At 54.8% G+C, this 18,355-nt stretch carries 15 protein-coding genes; 9 read left to right on the top strand and 6 right to left on the bottom strand.

Going from position 1 to position 18,355, the window contains the following annotated elements; genetic code table 11:
* The first annotated feature begins 218 nt into the window (after positions 1-218).
* From DOQ08_RS01685 to DOQ08_RS01675, 3 genes are all read left to right on the top strand, one after another.
* Positions 219-1,499 carry an MgtC/SapB family protein gene (locus DOQ08_RS01685; protein WP_114333173.1) on the top strand — a complete coding sequence of 427 codons (1,281 nt, stop codon included), beginning with the start codon at positions 219-221 and terminating at the stop codon, positions 1,497-1,499.
* Between the two features lie 149 nt (positions 1,500-1,648).
* A complete protein-coding gene (djlA, locus tag DOQ08_RS01680) occupies positions 1,649-2,431 on the top strand; it encodes a co-chaperone DjlA (RefSeq protein WP_114333172.1) in 783 nt (260 codons plus the stop codon).
* 132 nt (positions 2,432-2,563) lie between these two features.
* The gene (locus DOQ08_RS01675; protein WP_114333171.1) at positions 2,564-3,985 is read left to right on the top strand and encodes an amidase; all 1,422 of its coding nucleotides are present in this window, start codon (positions 2,564-2,566) and stop codon (positions 3,983-3,985) included.
* On the opposite strand, the gene DOQ08_RS01670 is transcribed toward DOQ08_RS01675, so the two are convergent.
* The 3 genes from DOQ08_RS01670 to DOQ08_RS01660 are packed head-to-tail and all read right to left on the bottom strand — an operon-like array spanning position 3,982 to position 8,872.
* The gene (locus DOQ08_RS01670; RefSeq protein WP_114333170.1) at positions 3,982-4,704 is read right to left on the bottom strand and encodes a pseudouridine synthase; all 723 of its coding nucleotides are present in this window, start codon (positions 4,702-4,704) and stop codon (positions 3,982-3,984) included. The two genes, DOQ08_RS01675 and DOQ08_RS01670, sit on opposite strands and share 4 nt — an antisense overlap.
* On the bottom strand, positions 4,704-7,784 hold the full coding sequence (locus DOQ08_RS01665; protein WP_114333169.1) for an efflux RND transporter permease subunit: 3,081 nt from the start codon (positions 7,782-7,784) through the stop codon (positions 4,704-4,706). Before DOQ08_RS01665 ends, DOQ08_RS01670 begins: the two co-directional genes overlap by 1 nt.
* Before the next feature lie 5 nt (positions 7,785-7,789).
* Entirely contained in the window at positions 7,790-8,872 is a 1,083-nt protein-coding gene (locus DOQ08_RS01660) for an efflux RND transporter periplasmic adaptor subunit (protein WP_114333168.1), read from the bottom strand.
* A 332-nt stretch (positions 8,873-9,204) separates the two neighbouring features.
* Here DOQ08_RS01660 and ilvG point away from each other — a divergent pair, with 332 nt between their 5' ends.
* From ilvG to ilvD, 3 genes are all read left to right on the top strand, one after another.
* The gene (gene ilvG, locus DOQ08_RS01655; protein WP_114333872.1) at positions 9,205-10,905 is read left to right on the top strand and encodes an acetolactate synthase 2 catalytic subunit; all 1,701 of its coding nucleotides are present in this window, start codon (positions 9,205-9,207) and stop codon (positions 10,903-10,905) included.
* Positions 10,902-11,180: an ACT domain-containing protein gene (locus DOQ08_RS01650; protein ID WP_114333167.1), complete on the top strand. Its 279-nt coding sequence runs from the start codon at positions 10,902-10,904 to the stop codon at positions 11,178-11,180. The genes ilvG and DOQ08_RS01650 overlap by 4 nt, the downstream gene beginning before the upstream one ends.
* A 246-nt stretch (positions 11,181-11,426) precedes the next feature.
* The gene (ilvD, locus tag DOQ08_RS01645) at positions 11,427-13,103 is read left to right on the top strand and encodes a dihydroxy-acid dehydratase (RefSeq protein WP_114333166.1); all 1,677 of its coding nucleotides are present in this window, start codon (positions 11,427-11,429) and stop codon (positions 13,101-13,103) included.
* Positions 13,104-13,152: 49 nt separating this feature from the next.
* On the opposite strand, the gene DOQ08_RS01640 is transcribed toward ilvD, so the two are convergent.
* The 3 genes from DOQ08_RS01640 to DOQ08_RS01630 form a co-directional block, all read right to left on the bottom strand.
* Positions 13,153-14,331, bottom strand: coding sequence for a thiolase family protein (locus DOQ08_RS01640; RefSeq protein WP_114333165.1), 1,179 nt, complete (start codon positions 14,329-14,331; stop codon positions 13,153-13,155).
* Between the two features lie 411 nt (positions 14,332-14,742).
* A complete protein-coding gene (locus tag DOQ08_RS01635; protein WP_114333164.1) occupies positions 14,743-15,891 on the bottom strand; it encodes an acyl-CoA dehydrogenase family protein in 1,149 nt (382 codons plus the stop codon).
* Positions 15,892-15,914: 23 nt separating this feature from the next.
* Positions 15,915-16,676, bottom strand: coding sequence for an SDR family NAD(P)-dependent oxidoreductase (locus DOQ08_RS01630; protein ID WP_114333163.1), 762 nt, complete (start codon positions 16,674-16,676; stop codon positions 15,915-15,917).
* Positions 16,677-16,888: 212 nt separating this feature from the next.
* Here DOQ08_RS01630 and DOQ08_RS16135 point away from each other — a divergent pair, with 212 nt between their 5' ends.
* From DOQ08_RS16135 to DOQ08_RS01620, 3 genes are all read left to right on the top strand, one after another.
* Complete coding sequence (locus DOQ08_RS16135; RefSeq protein ID WP_264756342.1) at positions 16,889-17,011, top strand: hypothetical protein; 123 nt, start codon at positions 16,889-16,891, stop codon at positions 17,009-17,011.
* 53 nt (positions 17,012-17,064) lie between these two features.
* Positions 17,065-17,721, top strand: a complete 657-nt coding sequence (locus DOQ08_RS01625; protein ID WP_227537446.1) for an AMP-binding enzyme — start codon at positions 17,065-17,067, stop codon at positions 17,719-17,721.
* A 171-nt stretch (positions 17,722-17,892) separates the two neighbouring features.
* Positions 17,893-18,345 carry a MerR family transcriptional regulator gene (locus DOQ08_RS01620; RefSeq protein WP_114333161.1) on the top strand — a complete coding sequence of 151 codons (453 nt, stop codon included), beginning with the start codon at positions 17,893-17,895 and terminating at the stop codon, positions 18,343-18,345.
* Positions 18,346-18,355: the final 10 nt, after the last annotated feature.

Raw genomic sequence — 18,355 nt, 5'->3', positions numbered from 1 at the left:
TCCAGTTACACAGAAAAAAGAAACAGTCACATGCGCAGCGAAAACAGCGCGGCGAAAACCTAGGGAAGGCGGATTACTAAAGATTTTGGGGCGCGAATGGTATCAGAATCCGCTCAAAAAAGTAACAAACGGCACAACCACGCGCGTCAAAGGTGACCCACCCTCGGGTAATTGCCTAAAATGGTATGAAACTACGTGTTATCGAATGGAACCCCCACATGGATGAATTAGCGAGCCAGTTTATTGCCTCCAACCAGACGGCTATCCACCTTGCGCTGGCCTTGCTGCTTGGAGCGATCGTGGGCTTGGAACGAGGCTGGGGAGCGCGAGAACAGAAGGCCGGCGAGCGTATTGCTGGCATCCGAACTTTCTCACTGATTGGTTTTCTTGGAGGCCTCTCAGCGGTACTGTCCACCGAAATCAACGCCTGGGCATTCCCTGCCCTTCTCTTTTGTGTCACAGCAATCGGTTTGGTCGCCTACAGGGAACGACTGAAACACGTTCAGAACTTCAGCATTACCGGCCTGATCGGCATGTTACTGACTTTCTGTTTCGGGGCCGTCGCCGTGGCCGTCGATCCAGTCATTGCCATTGCATCAGCAGTCATCACTGCCCTCATCCTGGACAACAAACAAGAAATTCATAACTGGGTAAGAAAACTGCAAGCTCATGAACTGGATGCGGCCCTTAAACTGCTGCTCATTTCCGTTGTAATGCTGCCACTGCTGCCTAACGAGCGATTGGGGCCGGGAGGCGTGCTGAACCCACGGGAAATATGGTGGATGGTGGTCATGATTGCCTCCATATCCTTCGTTGGCTATTTCGCAATGCGAGTTGCAGGCACCCGAAAAGGAATTCTGTTCACCAGTCTATTTGCCGGGCTAAGTTCATCCACAGCCCTGACTTTGCACTTTGCCCGTCAATCCAAACAAGCTCCGGAGCTGAACCCCCAGTTTGCAGCCGGCATTCTTATTGCCTGCGGCACGATGTTCCCGCGAATTCTGGTGTATTGCCTGATCATCAACCCCGCGCTATTGCCGCAACTAACGTGGCCTGTACTGCTTATGACAGCACTATTGTATGGCCCTGCTTTTTACATCTGGCGAAAGCACACCACCGACGAATCCATCAGCCAACCGCACCTCACTCAGAACCCGTTGAATCTGGCATCGGCGTTGGTCTTCGGCGTATTACTGACGGCAATCTTACTACTGGGCGAATTTCTTAAAGAAGCGTTCGGCGATGCTGGCATTTACGCGTTGGCAGCCACGTCGGGGGTGGCCGATGTCGATGCCATCACGCTCTCACTTACCCGCATGTCTAACAATGGTCTGGGGATGGAAGCTGCGGTTTTGGGAATCGTCGTTGCCGCGTCGGTGAATAATCTGGTGAAGTCGGGCATTGCATGGGCCATTGGCAATCGCAACATCGGCATGCTGGTTGCCGGCCCCATGATTCTTTCACTCGCGGCAGGGTTTGTCGCAGCCTGGCTACAGTAATGCCTAAAGGCCATCCTCAAGACCATGCAAAGCACACAGGTTTCACGTTCCATGTCTGGTAAAGCTCACGCAAATGAAAGCCTGTTCATGAAGCCAAGCTAAAAAACCCGTATATTTCAGCTATTGATAACGACTTCAAGGAAACCCGAATGCTGTTCGCAATGATTTTTGGTGGCCTGATCGGTTACGCCTTTGGCCGCTTTCCGGGCTTTTTGGTTGGCGCTGCCATCGGCGCGTTTTTGTTTCAGCGTTTGAAAAGCAAACTGATCGGCGGCCTGCAGAACATTCAGCAGAATTTCATAGAATCGGCATTCTCTGTCATGGGCGCCCTGTGCAAAGCGGACGGCGTTGTCAGCCGTGATGAAATTCAGATGGCCGAAACCATGTTTGTACGTTTCCGCCTGAATGAAGAGCAAAAGGCCATCGCCAAAGCAGCGTTTAACCGCGGCAAGCAACAGGATTTCGATCTGGATGCCACGCTACAAAGCTTCCTTGCGGCGTCAGGGCGACAACCGGCGCTGCTGCAGATGTTCCTTCAGATTCAAGTATCTGCCATCGCCGCTGATGGTCAGGTGCACCCCGCTGAACATGAAATGCTGCTCCGTATTGCCAGAGGTTTGGGGCTGCCTGAAAGCCAAGTGGACCAGCTCGAGGCCATGTTACGAGGCGCTCATGCTGGCCAGTCCGGCAGCAGATCAAACTATTCTACCGGCCAGCAACTGGATGATGCGTATAAAGTTCTCGGAGTTTCGCCAAGCGCTTTGGATGCGGAAATCAAACGGGCTTATCGCAAGCTGATGAGCGAGAACCACCCGGACAAACTCGCCGGCAAGGGCTTACCCGAAAGTATGCGCGAGATGGCGGAAGAGCGTACCCGGGAAATCAGTCACGCCTACGACGTGATCAAAGAGGCCCGAAAAACAGCGTCTTGAGCCGAAAATGCCGCATGTTCCACAAAATTCGGCAACCGCGTTTTTTACCGTGACGACATACCCAAAATGATATGACGTCACGTTTCCAGCTGAGTTATGGTCACGGTCCGTCAAACACGTTTGGAGTACTGAATGGACCACAAGCAACTCACCCACTTTCACTGTTTTCAAGATGATGCACTGGGCTCTTCTGACGCAACAGAACTTGCGAAAAGAATTCGCCAGGGCGAGGTATCTGCGGTCGAAGTAACGAAAGCGGCAATTGCTCGGTCCAAACAAGCTCAAATCGCGCTCAATGGCGTCGCCACCGAGAACTATGAATCGGCACTCAGGCATGCCCAAACAGTAGATCCCAAGCAATCCCCGTTTGCTGGCGTTCCCACTTTTATCAAAGACAACCTGGACGTAAAAGATCTACCCAGTGGCCACGGGTCTGAAGCCGTTCCACTCCGGCCAGCCAAGACCACAAGCCCATTTGTCGAACAGATGCTGGCCCAAGGCTATGTATGCTTGGGCAAAAGCACGCTGCCGGAATTCGGCTTCAATGCCTCGACCGAGTACCCCAATGGTGACGCCACCCGAAACCCCTGGAACCTGGATTACTCCTGTGGTGCTTCCTCCGGCGGAGCAGCAGCCATGGTCGCGGCAGGCGTAGTCCCTATTGCCCACGCGAACGACGGCGGCGGCTCGATCCGTATTCCAGCCGCATGCTGTGGCCTTATTGGCCTTAAACCCACCCGAGGCCGTGTGGTGTTGAACGATTCGGCGAAGAGTGTACCCGTGGACATCGTCAGCGATGGTGTGGTTACCCGTTCAGTAAGGGACACCGCCGGCTTTTTATCCCATGCCGAGCAATATTTCTACAATCAGAAACTGCCGAAAGTCGGGCTCGTTCAAGGCCCCGGTGATAAACGCTTGCGAATTGGCCTGGTGTTAGATTCCATCAACGGCCACCCTACTGACGATGAAACCCGTCAAACCGTTGAGAAAACGGCCAAATTGCTGGAAAAAGCGGGGCACAACGTTGAGCTAATGACAGTACCGGTAGCCGACACGTTCCCGAACGATTTCGCCTTGTATTGGGGCTTGCTGGCATTTGGCCTAAGGCTCAAAGGGCGCAACATGCTGCATCCCGATTTTGATAAGCGAAAAGTCACCAGTTTAACCAAGGGTCTGGACCGCCGTACCCGCAAACAACTGTGGCGACTGCCCGGTGCCATTTGGCGCCTGAAACGGTCTTGGCACGACTATGCCCGCGAGATGGCCGATTACGATGCGGTATTAACTCCGGTACTTGGCCACACCACTCCGAAGCTTGGCCATTTGAGCCCAAACGTACCCTTTGACACGCTGTTTGAGCGCTTGAACGCCTACTCGAACTTTACCCCTTTAGCCAACGCCACTGGTGCACCGGCTATTTCGGTCCCCATGGGCATGACCGACAACAACTTACCCATTTCGGTACAGTTCATGGCCAAACATGGTGACGAACGCACTTTGTTGGAACTGGCCTACACACTGGAAGCCGAGCACGGCTTTCCGAGACTGGGCTAAACCTCCGGAAAAATAGTCAGTACGTCCTGAAAGCTCTGCTCCGGCGGCGCTTTCAGGATAAGCTCTTCCCCCGTCACCGGATGCTGAATTCGTAGTTCCGTAGCCGCCAGCAGCAACCGCCCCTGCCCGAACCGCTCTGCAAAGTAACGGTTATGCCGCCCTCTGCCGTGATTGGCATCCCCGATGATTGGGTGGTGAATATGCTTCATATGCCGGCGCAGCTGATGCTTCCTTCCTGTTTTCGGATAGAGCTCTACCAGGCTATAACGGCTGGTGGGGTAACGCTCAATTTCGACGGGCAGCTCGGTAGTTGCCAGTCTTCGGTAATGGGTTAACGCCTCCCGTATCGGCTGTTCCTGCCCTTTCAAGCGCCGATCTTCCGGTTCGTCTTTCAGCGGGTGATCAATCACACCGGTTTCCGGCGCCCAGCCTCTAACCACCGCCAAATAAGTTTTGGACACCTCACCCGCCATCATTGCCTGCCCCAATATTCTCGCTGTGTCTGGATCACGAGCGAACAGCAACACGCCCGACGTGGGCCGGTCCAGCCGATGAATCGGATACACATGCTGTCCACCGTTCAATTCCCGGGCGTACTGCAATGCGAATTCGGTTTCGTGCTTGTCGATGGGGCTACGGTGAACCAACAGGCCCGAGGGCTTGTGCACCGCCAAAAGCCATTGATCCCGATAAAGCTCCTCGAGAAGGTTCGTCCGCATTACTCGCCACCTCGGCGCACTAGCGATCGAAAGCGCTGACCGGCCTTTTCACCTAACACCAGCAACGCAGGAGTTAGCAGCAAGGTAAGCAAGGTGGCGAAGGCCAAACCGCCCGCGATAGCACTCGACAGCTGAGTCCACCACTGGGTAGACGGCGCCCCCAATCCTAGCGACGGCTCCAACAAGTTCACGTTAACACCCAGCACCATGGGCATCAGCCCGAGAATTGTGGTGGTAGCGGTTAACAACACCGGGCGGAAACGCAGGCAGCCGGTTTCAAGTGCCGCCTCAAACGCTTCTTTACCCTCTTGTTTCATCTGGTTGTAGGTATCGATCAGAATAATGTTGTTGTTCACCACGATACCCGCCAACGCAATGATGCCCATACCTACCATCACGATGCCGAACGACTGGCCATTCAGGAGTAGACCGAGCAAGACACCGGCGGTTGATAGCACAATGGCTGAAAGGATCAGCAAGGTCTGGTACATGGAATTAAACTGGGTTAGCAGGATAAGCACCATCATGCCAATTGCCACCAGAAAAGCACTCATCAGGAAGGTGGAGGCTTGCTGCTGATCTTCATTTTCACCTCCGAAGCGTAGCGTGACGCCTTCGGGTGGTTCCGGCATTTGGTCCTGTAAAGCCTTCAGCAACTCATCCATGCGTCGGCCCGGTGCCACGTCGGATTTGATCGTGATGGTTCGCTGACCGTCCACTCGGACAATGCTTCCAGTTTTGTCACCTGGCTCCAGAGTCACGAATTGAGACAACGGCACTTGCCCACGAGGGGTATTGATCGTTTGTCTCTGCAGGTGTTCAAGTTCACGCCAGTTATTCGGTACCCGCACCGCAATATCCACTTCATCCCGAACATCCTCGGGCCGATAAGTCGCCAGAACCATGCCGTTGGTCACCAGCCGCACGGCGCTGCCGATGCTCAGCACATCGGTACCGAAACGCGCAGCCGCCTCGCGATCGACCTGCAGGCGCCATTCAATGCCCGGCAAGCTGCGGTCGTCTTCGATATCGACAAAGCCGCCAATGCTCTGCATGGCCTGTTCAATCTCATCAACGTAGTCATCAAGCTGCTCGGTATCCAAACTGCTGACCAATAACTCAATCGGTTTACCGTCTGCGGGGCCACCTTCCTGTTTTCGAAACTCCAGTTCAATGCCAGGAATACCTGAGGTACGTTCGCGGAAGTCTTCCAATATTTCTGTGGCCGGCCGGCGTGTGTACCAGTCGGTGAACTGAAACTGCAAAACACCAATAACATCCGGCGCCATATTGTTGCCGGTGGCCAGCATAGAACGGGCATATAAGGCTTTGACTTCCGGCATGTGCTGCAAATGGCTTTCCACTTCACGAACAATGGCATCCCGTTCCCAGACCGACAAATCCCCACGAGCCCGCACCTGAACCTGGGCCGAATCAGGCTCTACACTCGGGAAAAACTCGACACCGTAGTTGAAGCGCCCATAGGCGGCATAAATCAAAATAATGAGCACCAAGGCTCCGAGCAGAGTCAGGCCGGGGCGCTGCAGAATGTTGCCCAAGGTGTTTCGGTAGGCTTTCATAATCCTACCTTCAACCGCATCTTCATGAACGCGCCGGCCACCACTGACACCACCCATAACGGGCAGGAAAACAAGAGCCATCGCCAGTGAGGCTACCAGGCAGATCAGCACAGTCATCGGCAGAAACTTCATGAACTCGCCCACCACACCGGGCCAAAACAGCAGGGGCACAAACACCGCTAGCGTGGTGGCGGTTGACGCGATCACGGGCCACGCCATTCGGGAGGCGGCTTCTACCCATGCGGTCTTTACCGGCTGGCCATCGGTCAGGTTACGATCCGCCAGTTCCGACACCACAATGGCACCATCTACCAACATTCCGGCCACCAGAATCAGACTGAACAACACCACGATGTTGAGCGTTAAACCCATACTCCAGATCACCAGAATGCCAGTGAGAAATGCCCCGGGGATGGTTAGCCCAACCAACAGAGCCGAGCGCGCGCCCATGGCCCCGATCACAACAATGAGCACCAGAACAATCGCGGTCACCACGTTGTTTAGCAAGTCAGAAAGAATGTCCTGAACCTCTTCCGACTGGTCCATGATGTAGCGAATCTCGAGCGCTTCCGGCAGCTGAGGTTTCACTTGTTCAACCAACGAACGGACCTTATCGATGGTGGCAATAATGTTTGCCCCGGATCGTTTCGACACCTCCAGCACCAAAGCCGGTTCGTTGTTGATGCGCGCAAACCCGGTTGGATCTTTAAATGTCCGCTGCAACATAGCGACATCACCGAAGGTAACGACCGTGTCGCCATCCACTTTGATGGGCATCGACATAACGTCTTCAATCGATTCAATGACACCCGGCACCTTCAAGGACATGCGGCCATTTCCGGTGTCCAGTGAACCCGCGGCTACCAGCCGGTTGTTTCGGCTCACCATCGACGCTAATTCATTGAAATCAATGCCATAGCTCTCCAGTACCTGCGGATCCACAACGATTTCCAAAAGGTCTTCCCGGTCGCCGCCTATTTCCACTTCCAATACTTCCGGGACTGCTTCTATAGCATCCTGAAAACGCCGGGCTATCGTGATCAATTCACGTTCGGATAAAGGGCCAGACAGGCCAATGGAAAGTACCGGAAACAGCGAGATGTTGATTTCGTGAACTCGAGGTTCATCAGCTTCTTGTGGCAGCTTGCTACGGGCAGTATCGACTTTCTCCCGCACATCCTGCAAAGCTTTATCGGCATCAAAACCGGCATCGAATTCCAGCATGACTGATGCATGGCCTTCAGACGCGTTGCCCCGCATCTCCTTGATACCTTCAAGGGAGCGCAGCTCTTGTTCCATGGGGCGAACGAGCAACCGCTCGGCGTCTTCCGGACTGATCCCGTCCAGAGTCATCGCGACGTAGATCATGGGAATCGCAATATCAGGGCTCGATTCCTTGGGAATCACTTGATAAGCGACCATTCCGCCAATCAGGAGAAACAAAAAAGCCAGCAACGTAGTGCGGCTTCGGTCCATGGCTGTGGCAATAAGGGCTCTCACAATTATCAGCCCCGCTTATCGGTACGATCAATCGGGCGCACAACCTCTCCGGCCACAACGAACCCTGCACCGCGAGTGATTAGATATATTTCGTCAGGTAGGCCGGTTACCCATGCACCGTTGGTGGAAATACTGAGCAATTTGACGGTTTCAAACACCACCTTGTTGTTGGAATTAACATATTTCACGCCGGGACGGCCGTCATCATTGAGGCTCAGATACGCAGGGGAGATAAACATCGCCTTCTGCTCGGGCAACCGAACATTGAGCGTTGCGGTGCCGCCCGCGGCGCGTTTACGTTCCGGGTTTTCTACCACCACTTCTACGGCGAAACTGCGGGTGGCGGTATCCGCCGCACTTGCGACAAAGCTAACAACACCCGCTAAGCGGGTGTCATCAAGCAAAATAACTTCCACTGCCTGGCCTGGCTGAACGTCTTTCACGGTTTGCTGCGGAACCCGGCCCGTGGCTTTCAAGCGATCAACCTGAACCAGTTCCAGCAGCGGGGTGCCCACTTTAACCAACGTTCCGGGGTCTACTTCCCGGCGGTTCACCACGCCTTCAAACGGAGCGACGGGCGTCAGGTGCTGCAGAGTAAGCTGAGCTGCAGTCATTTCAGCCCGAGCGGCCGCAAGCTCACTCTCAAGGCTCAGAATTTCTTTCTCCGCCACCAGATTGCGGGTTTTGAGCTTACGGGCTGCAGACAAATCCGCTTCCAGCTTACGAATGCGGGCCTGCCAGCTGGCCACCACCGAGTCGCGGCCATCAGTGGACAGTGTCAACAGTGTCTCACCCGCTTTGACGTGCTGCCCCAACTCAACCTGCAATTGTTCAACCGTACCTTCCGTGCGGGCGCTTACCATCACTGTCTGCCAAGGCTCAACCTGCCCTTGTAACTTTATCGAAGGCTGGTACAGCTCTGCTTTCAGCAGTTCAACCTCTACCTGAGTGGGCGCTTTTTCCGACTGTTCAGGTTCTTGTGGTGCGTCATCGCTGGCTACTTTGACCTCGCCTGTAGCCATCCAGACGATCAAAACCACCACCACCAGAACCGATAGCCCCAGAGAACCCCACTTTGCTTTCGTCATATTTCGCTCGCCGTTCTAATTGTTCTTGGTTGCTATAGAAAGTTGGACCTGTTTCAAATATTCACAACAAATGGTTGCAACCGGTTTTAAACGTGCGGTAGATTCTACACATATTGTTCAACTCTATTCAGAGCAGACTGTCGATTTTATGAACTTCACTGCAGTTATCGTCCTAGTAAAGCTAATCCTGGTGGTCGTGGTACCGTCCGGGGGCTTTTGCGTGGACAAGCAGGTGAAATAGCGACAACCTGACACAGACACCAGAAACCCCCGGCACCGAAAGGTCCCGGGGGTTTCTTTTTATGCGGCAAAAGAAAAGGGAAAAAACGACCATGAACGGCGCACAGCACATTCTTGACGCGTTTCACCGCCACAGCATCAATACTGTATTCGGCTATCCGGGCGGCTGCATTATGCCGCTCTACGATGCGCTGGTAGACGATGTCGGCGTGGAGCACGTGCTGTGCCGCCATGAGCAGGCCTGTGCTTTGGCGGCCGACGGGTTTGCCCGCGCCAGTGGCAACCTCGGCGTTTGCATTGCCACCTCCGGCCCCGGCGCCACCAACCTGATTACCGGTGTTGCCAATGCGTACATGGATTCCATTCCCATGCTGGTGATCACGGGCCAGGTACCCTCCCCCCTGATCGGTACCGATGCTTTCCAGGAAACCGACATTCTTGGCATGACCTTAGGCATCGTTAAACACAGTTATCTGATAGACGACGCAGAAACGTTGCCGGCCATTATGGAAGAGGCCATAACTCTGGCCCAAAGTGGTCGCCCCGGGCCGGTATGGATTGATATTCCGAAGAACATTCTGCTTGCAGACGTTGCGGCCCCTGCTGCAACAAAAGCAGATGCACCAGAAAGCCACTGCCCGGATGTTACCGAGGCGCTGGCCATGTTGCGATCTGCAAAGCGCCCCCTGCTTTACAGTGGCGGCGGAGTTTCTTTGGCGCAGGCAGAAGACAACTTCCGGCAATTTGCTCAGGCCTCCGGTATGCCTTCGGTTGTTACTCTGAAAGGCATTGGTAACGCAGGCAAAGGCAACCCTCACAACTTAGGCATGCTGGGTATGCACGGTTCTCGTGCGGCGAACAAAGCAGTTGATGAGTGCGATCTGTTGCTCGTGATCGGTGCTCGCCTGGATGACCGGGCTACCGGCAAGCTGGACGGCTTCGCCCCTAATGCGCGAATGATTCATATCGACGCGGATGCGGCTGAGATCAACAAACTTCGGCCGGCAGATCTGGCGCTGCGAGGCGACCTTAATCAAGTTCTCGAAGCCTTCACCACAGCGTTGAGTTCAGAGCCTTTGTCGATTGGAAACTGGCAAAAGCAGTGCAAAACCTGGCACACCACGGGCGGTTTTCAGGCTGCAGATAACGAAGAGTCACTGGCACCTATCGCTGGCCCGGCCTTTATCCGCCAGCTATCAAAAATTGCGCCGGATGACACCGTTATTGCTTGCGATGTTGGCCAGCATCAGATGTGGGTGGCCCAGCATTACGAGTTTGACCACCCACGCCACCACCTGACCAGCGGTGGGTTGGGCACCATGGGCTTTGGTTTGCCAGCCGCTATCGGGGCACAGTTTGCCGACCGCAACAGCACGGTTATTAACGTGACCGGCGATGGATCCTTCATGATGAACGCGCAGGAGTTGGCCACCATTCGCCGTTATAACCTGCCGCTGAAATTGATCATTATGGATAACCAGTGTCTAGGCATGGTTCGCCAGCAGCAGGAACTTTTCTACAACAACCGGGAGAGCCATATCAATTTGGATGACAACCCGGATTTCGTAGCCATGGCTCGGGCCTTTGATATCCCAGCGCTGCACATTGAGCGCACAGATCAGATTCGCCGCGGCATTGAAGCCATTCTGGCGTATGACGGGCCAATGTTATTGCACGTTGCCATCAGTCGTGAGGAGAACGTTTGGCCGATCGTGAAACCCGGTGGCAGCAACAAAGAGATGATTGATGAAACCCGGCGCACCAGCGCGTCTACTAAGGAGCAGGTAGCATGAGTCCGCAAGCAGAGTGTTCTACACCCAGCTATAACTTGAATTGTCGTATGCATATGGAGGCGGCGGCGCTTGAGCGGTTGTGTCAGGTGGTTCGGGTGCGTGGGTTTCGGATTTCTGAGATGTCGATGAGCTCGGGGAGCGAGCATTTGGATATTGCGTTGACGCTGGAGGGTTCCCGGCCGATTGCTATGCTTAAGGCTCAGTTGGAGAAGTTGCATACGGTGGCGGAGGTTTTGGTTCAGCCTCAGAGTGCTGTTCGGTCGGCTTTAGGTTGAGTTTGGGTGTTTTCGGCTTCTAGCCTTTTGGTTTGGGGGCGGGTTTGCGGGGTGTGGAGTCATTTTCTTCTGGGAAAAATAACTCGCTTCGCTCAGACATCTTTTTCCCTGTCAGAAAATGACTCCGCACCCCGCTACCGGCGAACCTTTTGGGGATAGGCCGTGGTGGACGGTTGCACTTCATTGCTATGTGGTGTTCTCTGGGGCTACGATTTTTTCGATCAACAACTTATTAAAGGTGGTTTCATGGCTACGGATAAACGTCGTCGCTATTCTGCACCGGTGGTAGATGGCATTAATAAGTCTGCCAGCCGAGCTATGTTGCGGGCAGTGGGTTTCGAGGATGCGGATTTCCGGAAGCCTCAAGTCGGGATTGCTTCCACCTGGAGTAATCTGACGCCTTGTAATATGCACATTGACAGGCTGGCTCGTGAGGCTGCCAAGGGTGCGGATAAAGCCGGTGGCAAAAGCCTGATTTTTAATACCATCACGGTTTCCGATGGGATCGCCAACGGGACGGAGGGCATGAAGTATTCTCTGGTTTCCCGGGAAGTGATTGCGGATTCCATTGAGACGGTGGCCGGTTGTGAAGGGTTTGACGGGCTGGTGGCGATTGGCGGGTGTGATAAGAACATGCCCGGTTGTTTGATGGGGTTGGCGCGGTTGAACCGGCCGTCGGTGTTTGTCTATGGCGGGACGATTCAGCCGGGTGAGAATCACACCGACATTATTTCGGTGTTTGAAGCCGTGGGTGCGCACGCTCAGGGCAAGATGGATTTAATTGAAGTGAAGCAAATCGAGGAGACGGCGATTCCCGGGGCCGGTTCCTGTGGTGGTATGTATACGGCGAATACCATGGCTTCTGCAATTGAGGCGATGGGCATGAGTTTGCCGGGCAGTTCAGCCCAGAACGCGGTGTCTAATAACAAACTGGCCGATTGCGAAGCGGCCGGTGAGGCGGTGCTGAAACTGCTGGATGCTGACATTAAACCGTCTGACATCATGACGCGCGAAGCCTTCGAAAATGCCATCACGGTTGTTATTACGCTGGGCGGTTCCACCAATGCGGTGCTGCACTTGCTGGGTATGGCGAGTACCGTCGGTGTTGAGTTGTCTTTAGACGACTTTGTCCGGATTGGTAAAACCGTTCCTGTGCTTGCAGACCTTCGCCCGTCCGGGCATTACATGATGTCTGAGCTGGTAGCGATTGGCGGTATTCAGCCGCTCATGAAGATGCTACTGGATCGCGGCATGTTGCACGGCGACTGCATGACGGTGACGGGTAAAACACTGGCTGAAAATCTGGCCGGCGTAACGCCCTACCCCGAAGATCAGCAGATCATCCGGGCCTTCGAGAATCCGATTAAAGCTGACAGCCATTTGCGCATCCTGTACGGCAATCTGGCGCCGGAAGGTTCGGTTGCCAAAATCACTGGCAAGGAAGGTACACACTTCTCAGGCCGCGCGCGGGTATTTCATTCCGAAGAGGAAGCGCAAGAGCGCATTCTGGACGGCAGCGTGGTGGCCGGAGATGTGCTGGTGATCCGTTACGAAGGCCCCAAAGGCGGGCCGGGTATGCGCGAAATGCTAAGCCCCACTTCAGCCATTATGGGCCGCGGTTTGGGCAGTGATGTGGCGTTGATTACGGATGGCCGTTTTTCTGGCGGCAGTCACGGTTTCGTCGTCGGGCATATCACCCCGGAAGCCGCTGTGGGTGGCCCAATCGCCTTGGTCGAAGAAGGCGACACCATCACCATTGATGCGGTGAACAACACCATTGTTCTGGAGATTTCGGAAGAAGAAATGGAGAAACGGCGCAAAGCCTGGAAGTCGCCCGAACCCAGAGTGACTCGCGGCGTATTGGCTAAATACGCTCGGACGGTGAGTTCAGCGTCTACCGGTGCAGTCACTGACCTGCCGTAACCCTGCACGGCTAAATGGCCGGACGTGTCCTGCGTCCGGCCACGCTGCTTTAAATGAGTTCAACCGCTACCGCGGTACCTTCTCCCCCACCAATACAGAGCGATGCCACACCTCGTTTGAGACCACGCTGTTTCAGTGCGTTGATCAAGGTGATCAGGATACGGGAACCGGATGAACCGATCGGATGCCCCAGTGCACAGGCGCCACCGTGAACGTTGACCTTTTCGGCCGGCAGCTTTAGCTCATTGATCGCCGCAAGCGTAACCACCGCAAAGGCTTCGTTGATTTCGAACAGATCAACGTCGTCCACGGTCCAACCCGCTTTCGCTAGCACCTTTTCGATGGAACCAATGGGAGCCAAGGTAAACTCCGCTGGCAACCGAGCGTGAGTGGCATGAGCAACAATTCGCGCTTGAGGCGTTAGCCCGCGAGCTTCCGCTTCAGCGGCAGAAGCCAGCACCAGTGCAGACGCACCATCACTGATAGAGCTGGAGTTAGCAGCCGTTACCGAACCGTCTTTAGCGAACGCAGGCTTCAGGTGCGGAATCTTCTCGGGCTTGGCGTTACCGGGTTGTTCATCAGTATCAACTTCAGTGTCACCGCCGCGGCCAGAGACGGTAACCGGCGTAATCTCATCGCGAAACCAACCATTCTCAATTGCAGCCAACGCCTTCTGCAATGACCCGATCGCAAACTCGTCCATGTCTTGGCGAGTGATGTTGAACTTATCGGCCGTGCGCTGGGCGAATACGCCCATCAGCCCACCTTCATAGGCATCTTCGAGGCCATCCAGAAACATGCTATCCATCACCTGACCATGCCCCATACGCATGCCCGCGCGGGCCTTGGGCAGCAGATACGGTGCCTGACTCATGTTTTCCATGCCGCCCGCAATCATGATGTTGTTGGTGCCGGCTTTAATTTGGTCATGGGCCATAATGACGGCCTGCATGCCAGAGCCGCACATTTTGTTGATGGTGGTGCAGCCAGAGCTGTCGGGGATGCCCGAGGCACGGGAAGCCTGGCGCGCAGGGGCCTGCCCCAGCCCACCCGGCAGCACACAGCCCATGATCACTTCCTGAATATCGGCCGGCTGCAATCCAGACCGTTCAATAGCCGCCTTGATGGAGATAGCGCCCAGTTCCGGGGAACGTACAGAGCTCAAAGAGCCCATCATGCCGCCCATCGGTGTTCGGGCAGAGCCTGCTATTACGACATCGTTGTTCATGGGTATTGTTCTCCTTATGTAATGGACAAAATTCGGCTAACAAAATCTGGTTATTAACCTGTACGCTTTTCAACAGGGCCGTTTTCCGCTCCCAGACTTCCCGTTGTGCGGGCGGGCTTGCGCGCTGGCCTTTTCATTTTTTTTTGAAAAAGAACTCGCTTCGCTCAGACATCATTTTCTGGCAAAAAATGAAAAGACCACCCCGCGCCGACGGGCATTGGCGGGTTCACCGGGAAAACTTCCTATACCCGTGCTGCCCGTCGGTAGGGGGGTGTGGGGTGTTTTTCTGGCAGGGAAAAAGATGTCGGAGCGAAGCGAGTTATTTTTCCCAGAAGAAAAACACCCCATACCCCGCGTACCCGCCCGCACACATCAAAGGCTAGGAGCCCAAACCAGACACACAGAACGCTATCAGCGCCCAAGCACCGAACGGGCAATGATCTCTTTCATTACCTCAGATGTGCCGCCATAAATACGCTGCACCCGAGCATCAATGAAATTCCGGGAAATCGGATACTCAGTGGTGTAACCGTAACCGCCGAACAACTGCAAACAACCATCAGCCACACGACACTGCATCTCCGTGGCACTGTACTTGGCCATAGAGGCGGTCGGCGCATCGAGATCGCCAGCCTCGTACTGGCGAATGCACTGGTCTACGAACGCCTTGTTGATGCGGTAGTCGGTTTCCATCCGGGCGATTTCGAAACGGGTGTTCTGAAGCTGGCTGAGCTTCTGGCCGAACAGTTCCCGCTCCTGAGTGTATTGGATGGTCATATCCAACGAACCTCGGGCTGCAGCAACGCCCAAAGCGCCGATCACCAAGCGCTCACGGGGCAACTCACGCATCAGGTAGATAAAGCCCTGCCCTTCTTCGCCCAGCAACGCCGAGGCGGGAATGCGCATGTCGGAGAAAAACAACTCGGAGGTGTCGCCCGAATGCTGGCCAATTTTGTCGATGTTTTGGCCACAGCTGAACCCGGGTAGAGACGTATCAACCAAAAACAGACTGATACCCTTAGCACCCGCGCTGGGGTCGGTTTTCGCCGCGACGATCACCATGTTCGCATGCTGACCGTTCGTAATGAACGTCTTGGAGCCGTTGAGAATGTAATCATCGCCATCTTTAACCGCATTGGCCCGCATGGCTTGCAAGTCGCTGCCCGCGCCCGGTTCGGTCATGGCGATGGCACCGACGGCCTCGCCGGACACCATCTTGGGTAGCCATTGCTGCTTTTGCTCATCGTTGCCGATATGAGACAGGTACGGCGCTACGATGTCAGAATGCACCATCACGTTGGTGGAAAGCGCTCCAAACCCCATGCGCGCCAGCTCTTCGCCGACGACCACTGAATATTGGAAGGGTGCGCCGCAACCGCCGCAGTCTTCGGGCACGTCAACACACAACATGCCGGCTTCGCCCAGGGTATTCCAAAGCTCCCGGGGCACAATGCCTTCCTTTTCCCAGGCTTCGTAATGCGGCGCAACTTCGGTTTCCAGCGCTTTGATGACCGAGTCCCGGAACAGGTTCAGCTCTTCTTGATCAACAGGGTTCGTCATACTTGTCACCTGTGGTTGTTGTTTTATCGTGGTGCCATGCGCAAAGCGCAGTCCAACCGCACGACTTCGCCGTTCAGCAACGGGTTTCGTACCATCTGATCGACCATCATGCCGAACTCTTCCGGCTTACCAAGGCGTTTCGGGAACGGCAGAGTCGCCGCCAAGCTATCCTGAACTTCTTGCGGCATGCCCGCCAGCATTGGCGTCAAGAACAAGCCCGGTGCAATGGTGTTCACACGCACACCTTCCCGCGCCAGTTCGCGTGCGGATTGCAGCGTCAACGCCACCACGCCGCCTTTGGAGGCACTGTAGGCAGCCTGTCCAATCTGACCTTCGTAAGCCGCAACAGACGCGGTGTTAATGATTACACCCCGCTCACCATCTTCGTTAGGCTCACGCTGCGCCATATCGGCCGCGGCCAAGCGAAGAATGTTGAAGGTGCCAATCAAGTTGATCTGAATGACACGGCTAAAGTTTTCCAGCGGCATCACGCCTTCTCGGCCCAGAATCTTTTCAGCAGGACCAATACCGGCGCAGTTGATTGCAACACCGCAGGGGCCGTGGGCTTCACGGGCCGCGGTGACTGCCGCCTCTGCGCTGTCCGCGGAGGACACATCGCAGTTCAGAAAAATGCCACCAATCTCGGCAGCCACTTTTTCACCCTGCTCTTTGTTCACATCCAGAATGGCGACTTTGCAGCCCGCCGCTGCCAGTGCACGGGCCGCGCCTTCGCCCAATCCAGATGCGCCACCGGTGACGATAGCCGGAACGTTTTTGAATTCCATAACCTGCTTTCCTGTTTATTTTGTTTAGTCACGTTGCGCCCTGGGCATCGAAACACTCGGGACACGCTTGCCTTTAAGTTTACGTTAACGTAAACATTAACCCGAATCCAGCGCCGGAAACAACTCCCGCTTTAGTCCTAACACAACCAATAACGTAAGGAGCTGGAATGACTTTTCTCGCAGAAACAACAATAAACAAACAGAGGTGGAACATGGATGACTCCGTAAACGTATTGCCCCGAACAGCCAAAGCACCAACCATCGAGCGCTCCGCAACACCATTGGTGATGCCATCGAGCGCTCAGCTGCCTGCCACCGAGATAAAACCGCCCTAGCGTTCGCAGATCGTCAGTGGAGCTACGCCGGTCTTGAAGCCGCCAGCAACCGTGTGGCACATCAACTGTTGGCTCAAAACAACTGCTACGGCCAAAGTGAAATCGCCCCACTGGCAACCGTCCTGCTGCCTCATGAACACACCGAATGTCCCCCTTTTGCAGGGCGGCCATTACAAACCGTCCGGACCCAGATCGTAGACCCGGTAACAGGACAGGAGTGCCAGCCTGGAGAACAAGGCGAGATTGTCCATCGCTCACCCCAACTGATGGTTGGTTACTGGGGTAAACCCGAAGCCACGGCAGAAGCCTTTAAAGATGGCTGGTTCCATTCGGGCGACCTCGGCTACCAGGACGATGCGGGCTATATCTACATCGTCGATCGCATCAAAGACGTGGTGAACACCGGCGGCGTATTGGTGGCGAGCCGAGATGTTGAAGAAGCCTTATATCAACACCCATCGGTTGCCGAAGTCGCGGTTATTGGTGTTCCCGACGAAAAATGGATCGAAGCCATCTGTGCTATCACGGTGCTGAGAGAGGGCCACCCGCGCGATCCGGACGCATTGATGACGCACGCAAAGAGCCAGCTGGCCGGTTTCAAAATCCCCAAGCACATTCATTTTGTTGACGAATTACCCAAGAACAGCGCAGGCAAACTGCTCAAGCGTAAACTAAGAGAGCAGTTTCTGAATCCATCCAGCGAAGCCTGAACCATCCGTGGCACCCAACAATGGGTGCCACCTTCTCACCCCGCCCCACCAAATCGCGTACAATCCATAATAATCAATATCTTACACCTAAAATCCGGCATTGACCCAAGATCACACTTTACGTTAACGTAAACTTCAACTAACCTAAGAAAAAATTGTACGAGAATCACCATGAGCGAGAAACGAACCTTCAGCATCAGCGAACTCTCCCAAGAGTTCGACATCACCACCCGGAGCATCCGCTTCTACGAAGACCAAGGCTTGCTGAAGCCTTCACGGCGCGGCCAGACTCGCATCTTCAGCACCAAAGACCGGGTTCGCTTGAAACTGATCCTACGGGGCAAGCGCATGGGATTTTCTCTGGGTCAAACCAAAGAGCTGTTTGACCTCTGGGACGAAACCATCACGGGCAACGAGAAGCAGTTGCTGAAAATGCTGGAGATCCTGGCCGACCGGCGAGCGCATCTGGAACAACAAAAAGCCGACCTCGCCATGGCCGAAATGGAAATGGACAATGCAGAAACCAGGTGCCGAGAGGCACTTGCAGACGTTCAGAAAAAGAAAGAAGCCCACGATCAGGGCGAACAAGTACTTAAGGACGCTGCCGCCGATAGCGGCAGATAACCGAAACCCA

This window comes from Marinobacter litoralis, from assembly GCF_003336705.1.
In the GTDB taxonomy this organism is placed as follows: domain Bacteria; phylum Pseudomonadota; class Gammaproteobacteria; order Pseudomonadales; family Oleiphilaceae; genus Marinobacter; species Marinobacter litoralis.
The sequence above is the reverse complement of the archived record's forward strand: the minus strand, read 5'-3'. Positions and strand labels throughout refer to the sequence as shown.